Below are 7,226 nucleotides of genomic sequence, written 5' to 3' on the forward strand. Positions count from 1 at the left end.
GGTGGAGGGCGGGCCGTCGTGCAACTGGCTGCTCAGGACGGGATACGCATCGCAGCGGTGAGGTCGCCCGCACGGTAGAGAACGGGACCCGGGGTGCGGACAGGGTCGTGTGTCTCATCGCCGAACCAGGCGTTGGGGAAGCCCGGCCGCCGACCGCTTCGGCAGGGGACTCGGGTGCTCCGCACGGCCGGGGCGTGGGCGGGGGCCTGTTGCCTGTTGCGTGGCTCTGTGGTCTGCGGACGCTCTCGTGGTCGAGTATGGACGTGTCTGTGTGATTCGGGGTGGTCAGGAGGTGGCGGTGTCGAGGGTGTTGGCGAGTTTGGTGGGTGCGGACAGCATCGGCCAGTGTCCGGTGGGCAGGTCGAAGCGTCGCCACGGCGGCTGGTTGAGGAAGGCCAGCATCGGTATTCCGGCATCCAGTAGGCCGGTGAAGTCGTGGCAGGCGATCAGGACACGGTCCACGCCGGCCCCGGGTTCGGTCGGGCTGGTCAGACGCTGGGTGTAGGTGCCGAATGGCTGGGGGTTGGCGCGCGCACGTAGCACGTCCCGCTGGCCCTCATCGAGCCCGTCGAGGCTGTTGGACAGGCCCAGGACGTCGAAGGGCGGTATCGGCAGCCGCCACCCGTCGCCGGAAGCGGCGACCTGGTGGCGCATGTGGTCCGCTGCTTGGGGCGGCATCAGGTCGAGCATGCGCATGCCTGTGGTGAACGGGGCGCTGTCCACGTAGACCACGCGTTCCAGCCGGTCGCCGAGGCGTCCGGCGGCTCCGGTGACCGGGGCGGCGGCGTAGCTGTGCGCGACCAGTGTGACGTCGTGCAGGTCGTTGCGTTCGACGTATCCGGTGATGTCCGCGATGTGCGTGTCCAGGTCTGTCCGGGGGCCGTCCTGGTCGTCGGGTCCGGTCAGGCCCGTCAGTGTCAGTGGCAGCGCTGCGTGGCCCCGCTCCCGTAGTACGCGGGCGGTGTCTTCCCAGGCCCAGGCCCCGAGCCAGGCGCCGGGAACGAGTACGAACGTGGCCATGTGATCTCCCTGAAGTGAGGTGCTGCGAAGGAGCGTAGAGTCGATACAGGACAGATTCCGCCCTGAAATGCTGAGTGATCCATGTCGCATCCCCTCACCCGTGTGCTGACCTTGTTGGAACTCCTCCAGTCCCATGCCCGGCTCGGCGGGGCGGAACTGGCCGATCGTCTGGACACCGACGTGCGTACGGTGCGCCGGTATGTGTCCCATCTGCGGGATCTGGGCATCCCCGTGGAGGCCGAACGCGGCCGCTACGGCGGCTACCGGTTGGCTCGGGGCTACCGGATGCCTCCCCTGGTTCTCACCAATGACGAGGCGCTGGCTGTTGTCCTGGGCCTGCTTGCCGCGGAACGTCTGGGCATGGGCACGGCCGCACCGGCTACTGCGGGTGCTCTGGCCAAGATCGAGCGGGTGCTCCCGCACGCCGTGCGTGAACCGCTCGCCGCCATGCGGGAGACCTTGTCCTTCACCGCCGACGCCGTCATCGGGCAGGCGCCGGGAACCGGTGTTCTGCTGGCCCTGGCCCAGGCGTCCCGTGCCGGTACGGGCGTCGGCATCAGTCACCGATCCTGGCGCCGGGAGCACACCGAACGCGATGTCGACCCCTACGGTGTGGTCTTCCACACCGGCCGCTGGTACGTCGTCGGTCACGACCATCTCCGCGACAGCCTGCGGACTTTCCGCATCGACCGGATCACTTCCGTCGTCTCCCGGACCCGCCGCTTCACCGTCCCGGGTGGCTTCGACCCCGTCGCCCACCTGACCTCGACCCTGGCGCAGGCGCCCTACCGTTGGCGGGTCGAGGTGACGATCCACGGCCCCCTCGACGAGATCGCCCGCCGGCTGCCCCGCTCAGCGGTGATCCTCACCGCCCGGCCCGCCGGTGTCCTCATGCACGCACGGGTGGAACGGCTGAACGGCATGGCCCACTTGCTCGCTTCCCTGGAATGGCCTTTCACCATCCACCACCCCGACGAACTACGCCATGCCCTCGGCGACCTCGCCGACCAGCTCACCGCAGCCGCTCGACGGAGGCCGGAGGAAGTGCCGGGGTAGAGATCCGTGGTCGGGTTTGGCGTTCACGGGTTTGGTGTGGTTCCCGGCGGCGTCTCATCTGGTGTTGGTGGTGGGATGGCGGTGGGTGTTCTTGGCGGTTCTGGTGTGGGGCCCGTGTGGTGGGTGTTGGCGGTGGCGTTGTGGTGGTTGTGTTGGTGGTTGTCTTATCGGCCGCGGTCGCGGTCGCGGCCTCGGTCTTCGGGGTGGTGTCGTGTAGGGGTTGGTGGACTGTTGTGGTCCTGGATCGTTTGGGTGTGTGGTCACCTGCTGGGGGGAGGGGGGTAGTTGCGTGTTTTTGTGGTGGCGGGATTCGGGTGTGTTCGGTGTGGAGGTTCATTCCCTTCTTTTGAGGGACAGGTGCGGCCGGGCGGGCTATCGCTGTTGCGGAGGGACGGACCTGCCCGGTGTGGAATAGGCGCTTCATGACGGTAAGTGAGTTGAGGAGTGGCTATGGCGGCGTATGTGGGGTGTCCTGTGGTGGTGTTGCCGGAGTATCGGGTGTCAACCAGTGCCGTGCTGGCCGATATTGCTCGGGCGCAGGAGGGGCGGCCGGGACTGGCGGCTGCGTTGCGGATCGTGCGGTCCTTGCGGGTGGATCAGCGGTGGTGGTCGCTGCCGTTGGAGGAGGTGGCCCGGCCGCAGGGGATCGAGGCCCGCAATGCCTGGACGGTCGATGCGGTGTACCGGCTGGGGGAGGAGGCGGCGCGGGGAGCGTTGCACAACGCCCGGTTGGAGGCGGGCGAGGTGGACTGCCTGATCCCGGTGCACTCCAGGGGGATCGCGATGCCGGGTCTGGGGGTGCATCTGGCGGCCGCGTTGGGGTTGCGGCCGGATGTGCTGCACGTGCCGGTGACGCAGGTGGGCTGTACCGGGGGAGCGTGGGGGTTGGCGCTGGCGGCGGAGTTGGTGGCGGCGCGGCCGGGGCGGCGGGTCCTGCTGGTGGTGAGCGAGGCGTTGTCCGGTGGCTATCGGCCGGCTGAGCCGGCGATCGTCGCGGCCATGTATTCCGGGCTGTTCGGGGACGCCGCCGGGGCGGTGGTGGTGACCTCGACCTGGCGCGGGCCGGGCCTGCGGATCGATGACCGGTGGACGTACCTGCTGCCGGACAGCCGCGACTGCTATTGGATGGAACCCGAGTCCGAGGGGCAGCGCTTCGCGTCGACGCCGGCCGCGTTGCGGGCGGTGGCCGCGTGCATGCCCGATCTGGTGGAACAGTTGAAGGCGCAGCCGCCGGCGGCGTGGCCGGTGTGGATGGCGGCGCACCCGGGCGGGCCGCGGATCATCGAGTCGCAGGCCCGCGGCCTGCCGGACGCGCCGGACCTGCGGCACACCTGGGAGTCCTTGCGGGAGCAGGGTAATCCCGGCGGCCCGGCGGCCCGGCGGCCCGGCGGTGCTGGATGTGCTGCGCCGGCAGCATGCCGACCCGCCGGCCCACGGCGCGCCGGGCCTGGTCGCAGGGTTCGGTCCGGGCTTCTTCGGGGCGGCGGTGTACGGGGTGTGGCAGGAGCACGCGGCGGACTGAATGTGGGTGGCCGTGTTGGTGGCAGCGGTTGCGTGTCAGCCGGGTTCGCTTGTTGCTTGCCTGGTCACGTGCTGTGGGGGTGAGGTTCCCCCGCTGCATGGGAGTGGCTGACTAGTGTTTGGCCGTGCTCCGGGGACAAGGGGTGGCCGCAGTGGGTGAGGGTTTCATGCTTTCAGTACGGGTTCGGAGCGGCGCTGGAGCGGGCGTCGCCGGTTGCCTGTTGCTGCGGGCCGCATGCGGTGGGGCGACGGGTGGAGGGGGAGACGGGCGGACCGGGCCGTAACCGTCCGGGTCGCTCGCCATGGCTTCGCCGCTGACCCGGGTGAGGTGGGGTGCGCTCCAGCCTTCGTATCCGCTCGGGGGAGGTCCTGGAGCGTAGTGCCGACGTCAAGGCCCGTCCAGCCCTGGTCACCTCGCACCGCTTCGTCAAGGCCGTCCCGAAAACCGGCTCTGACCTGCGGTAATGATGTCTGCCGCGCTGCTCGCCCGCGCTGGCTTCCCCTCTGTATCCCTGTCCTTGTCCTCAGCGCTGGTGAAGAAGAGAGCGACCGGAACTGCGGACCGGGTACCTCGGGGAAGTGGCCTGGTGGTTGACGTCCCGGCGTCCGGCATCCGGCCGCCGCGACGGATCCTGCCCGGCAGGAGCGGGCGGCCCCGCTGAGCAGCCCGGCGGAGCCGCTGTACGCCCGTGTGGCGGGCTGGTGTCAGCGCCGGACCCGTTGCCATCCCGCGTCAGCGAGGCGTACACGGCGGCACACACGGCCGGGTCCGGACCCCCAACGGGGAAGCCCGGACCCGGTCCTGGCGGGCTCTCCGAGGTCCTTGGTCGTGGGGAATCCCCGATGGTCAGCGGAGCCCCCGGACAACCAGCCAACGTGGTGGGCCGTCAGCTGAGAATGCCAGTGGAGGACAGTCTGACCTGCGTCGACGAGTAAGTCGCCCTGTAGTGCTAGGTCGTGGTCGCTTGGACGGTGACCGTTCCGGCCTGGGAAGAAACGTAGAGCGTGTAGACGCCGGCTGCTGGGATCGCGTACGAGCTGATCAGTCTCTGCGAGGTACCGGTGCCGGTCACATTGGTGCTCGGCACGACGTAGTCTCCGGTCGGATTGACCAGGAGGTACCCGATCGGGTCGCCGGCGGGCAAGGTGGCGTTGATGGAGATCGTCTGGCCCGCGGTTGCGTAGAAGGAGAAGTCCATGTCGCCGACCGAGCTGTTCGAGACGGCCGGGCCGTTCAGCGTGAGTACCGTGTCGGGCTCGGAGCTGGCGAACGTGTAGGTGAGTATCCCGCCTTCTCCGGCCGAGTTGACCGACTGAATGTCGATAGCGGCTGGGAGCTCAATGAACGGGAGCGTGACCGACCCCGACCCGCTGCTCACGATGTCATCCAGCAGGACGCCGTTCGTACCGTAGATTTCGTACCCCTGGACCGCGGGCCCCGATGCGGGCGCGCTCCAGGAGATGACCGCGTCCACTTGGTCCCCGGGGTTGGTGAGCGTCACCGAGGCATTCGTCGGAGGGGACGGCGTTCCCGAAGCGGCCGGTGTCGCCGCCTCGGCCGGATGCCCGGCGGGTAGAGAAAGCGGAGCGATGGCCGCGAGGGCTTGGGCCGCCTGGGTCGTGTACGGCGTCGAGTTGTTGGCATCGCCGGTGTTCTGGTAGTTGAGATGGCCGTCCATCGAGGCGGTAAGGCCGAAGGGACTGAAGCTGAAGAAGCCCTGGCAGATCGGGTCGTTGCCGTGGCAGTAGGACACCACTTTCTGTGGGTTTGGGAATTCCGGCCTGGTCCTGCTCGCGGGGTGCGCGAGGGCTCCCCTGCGTCCTGAGGAGAAATCACCCCGCGCCGACTGCGAGCTGGGGTTGAATAGTGGGTCGCCGAACAGGGCCACGCCGCCTATATGGGCCAAGTGCGAGGAATCAAGAGCCTGGTAGACGTTTCCGGTGACCTGCGCTCCTTGGCTGTAGCCGGCCAGAATGATCGTCGTGGAGCTTCCGCACGCGCTCTCGATCGAGTTGATCTCATTGGTGAGAGCGTCCTGTCCTGCCTGTACGGAATTGGTGTAGGTGCCCCATCCGAGGCTGGCACTGACGGCGTTGGGGATGCCGGAGGCGCCGGCCACGGGGACAGCGGGGTACGGATTGGGCCACTGCACTGTGGTGGCTGTAGTCAGCCCCTTTGCACTGGTGAAGCTGTCGACGAACGCCACGACTTGATCGCCGAAGCCGCGGGACGCCCCGGTGGACGGCTGCCCGGAGCCGCGCGTTCCGAGTATGGCGTAGGGCTCGCAGGTGCCAGCGGCGGCCTGTTTCGTCGCCGCTGCGGACGATAACGTGGCCTGAGTGGCACTCGTGGTCGGAACCGGCCGAAGCGGCGTGAGCGGTCGGCGTCTGCACAAGGGCCAAGCCCGTCAGTGACAGGAGCATCATCCCTGCTGCCGGGGTTCGTCCCTTGAGTGTGCGTCTGGTGTTCATGTCTCTCCCACGTGGTTTTTTGTTGACGGTGCAAAGGGGGCGGCGCGATGCGGCGGGTACGGCGGTTGCGTCAGCACGTGGGGTTGGGCCGGGTGCTGCGCCCGGTGATCCCGCCGAGACGTAGGAAGCTGGCCTTCCAGGCCATGCTGTGCGCGGTGGCCGACGCGCTCGGCGCAAGGGACGGGGTCGTCGTCACCGACCGGCTGAGCCCGACGAGCGGTATCACCGATCAGTACACGCAGTGGGTGGTGATGATCCGCCCGGGACGTCCGGAGGAGGTGCTGGGGACTCTCGACGGCAACGCGCGGGCTCTCGGCTACGTACGTGACAACCGTCCGTGGCCAGCCCCCGTGACTATGGCCCCGCGCTCCTTTTACCGGTACGAGCGGGTCCGGCACCTGCCGGATCTGGTCTTCGCCCTGGCCTCGCCCGGGGAGCTGAGGGGATTCGCCGTCCCGGAGGGATGGGTCGGCGTCGCGGTGGACATCAGGACCGGGATGACCGAATCGGAGGACGGCGCGGGTTTCTCCAAGGCCCCGAACACGGCGACCCGCATTCATCTGGCGAGGTCGGGGGTCGACATCACGCCGCCGCCCCACGCCCGGCCCTTCACATGGTGGGTGGCGCGGGTGACGATGCAGGCCCGCCTGGGCTGGGCCATGCACCGGCTCGGTGCCTATCGGGGCCGCCTGGTGGCGACGTGGCTGGTCGGCGGGGAGTTCACCGGGCCGTACACGCTCGGCGTCATGACCATCCGACGCGGCACCACCCCAGCGGTCCTGGACGGACTCATCGCCCGCGCCGCCAAGAAGGGCTACCGATACGGCGCGCACGGTCCCGCCGCGCCCCGTACCCCGGTGCTGAACCTGACGACTTATAAGTCCGGCGAGGTCATCGACGCGGACGGCCGAAGAGTGCCTGATGAATCCATCGCGGTCATGGCCACGCTCACGGCCGCATAAGAACGACCGCCCATCTGCCTCCCGGCATCGTGCCACGCGGAACCTTCCCCCCAGGAGGTAACGCACGCGAATAAAAGTCACGCCTGCCCTGGCAGCCCTACAGCAAATTGATCCTATTCGCGCGCGCCGGATTGTCCAGAGGACCAGCCGACTCCGCTTTCGCGGCCATTACCCTCGGCGCGATTCGACCAGTAC

Annotated in this window: 5 protein-coding genes; 3 read left to right on the forward strand and 2 right to left on the reverse strand. The window is 68.6% G+C overall.

Annotation, left to right across the window (positions count from 1 at the left end):
* Positions 1-285: 285 nt before the first annotated feature.
* Positions 286-1,020, reverse strand: a complete 735-nt coding sequence (locus tag AC13HU_RS27520; protein WP_483044651.1) for an alpha/beta fold hydrolase — start codon at positions 1,018-1,020, stop codon at positions 286-288.
* Positions 1,021-1,122: 102 nt separating this feature from the next.
* Here AC13HU_RS27520 and AC13HU_RS27525 point away from each other — a divergent pair, with 102 nt between their 5' ends.
* Together AC13HU_RS27525 and AC13HU_RS27530 are read left to right on the forward strand one after the other, a co-directional pair.
* On the forward strand, positions 1,123-2,076 hold the full coding sequence (locus tag AC13HU_RS27525) for a helix-turn-helix transcriptional regulator (RefSeq protein WP_483044652.1): 954 nt from the start codon (positions 1,123-1,125) through the stop codon (positions 2,074-2,076).
* 498 nt (positions 2,077-2,574) lie between these two features.
* On the forward strand, positions 2,575-3,681 hold the full coding sequence (locus tag AC13HU_RS27530) for a PhlD (RefSeq protein WP_483044653.1): 1,107 nt from the start codon (positions 2,575-2,577) through the stop codon (positions 3,679-3,681).
* Between the two features lie 866 nt (positions 3,682-4,547).
* On the opposite strand, the gene AC13HU_RS27535 is transcribed toward AC13HU_RS27530, so the two are convergent.
* A complete protein-coding gene (locus AC13HU_RS27535; RefSeq protein ID WP_483044654.1) occupies positions 4,548-5,993 on the reverse strand; it encodes a cutinase family protein in 1,446 nt (481 codons plus the stop codon).
* A gap of 123 nt (positions 5,994-6,116) precedes the next feature.
* On the opposite strand from AC13HU_RS27535, the gene AC13HU_RS27540 reads away from it, so the two are divergent.
* Positions 6,117-7,031 carry a hypothetical protein gene (locus AC13HU_RS27540; protein ID WP_483044655.1) on the forward strand — a complete coding sequence of 305 codons (915 nt, stop codon included), beginning with the start codon at positions 6,117-6,119 and terminating at the stop codon, positions 7,029-7,031.
* Positions 7,032-7,226: the final 195 nt, after the last annotated feature.

This window comes from Streptomyces sp. NH27 (genome assembly GCF_056859195.1).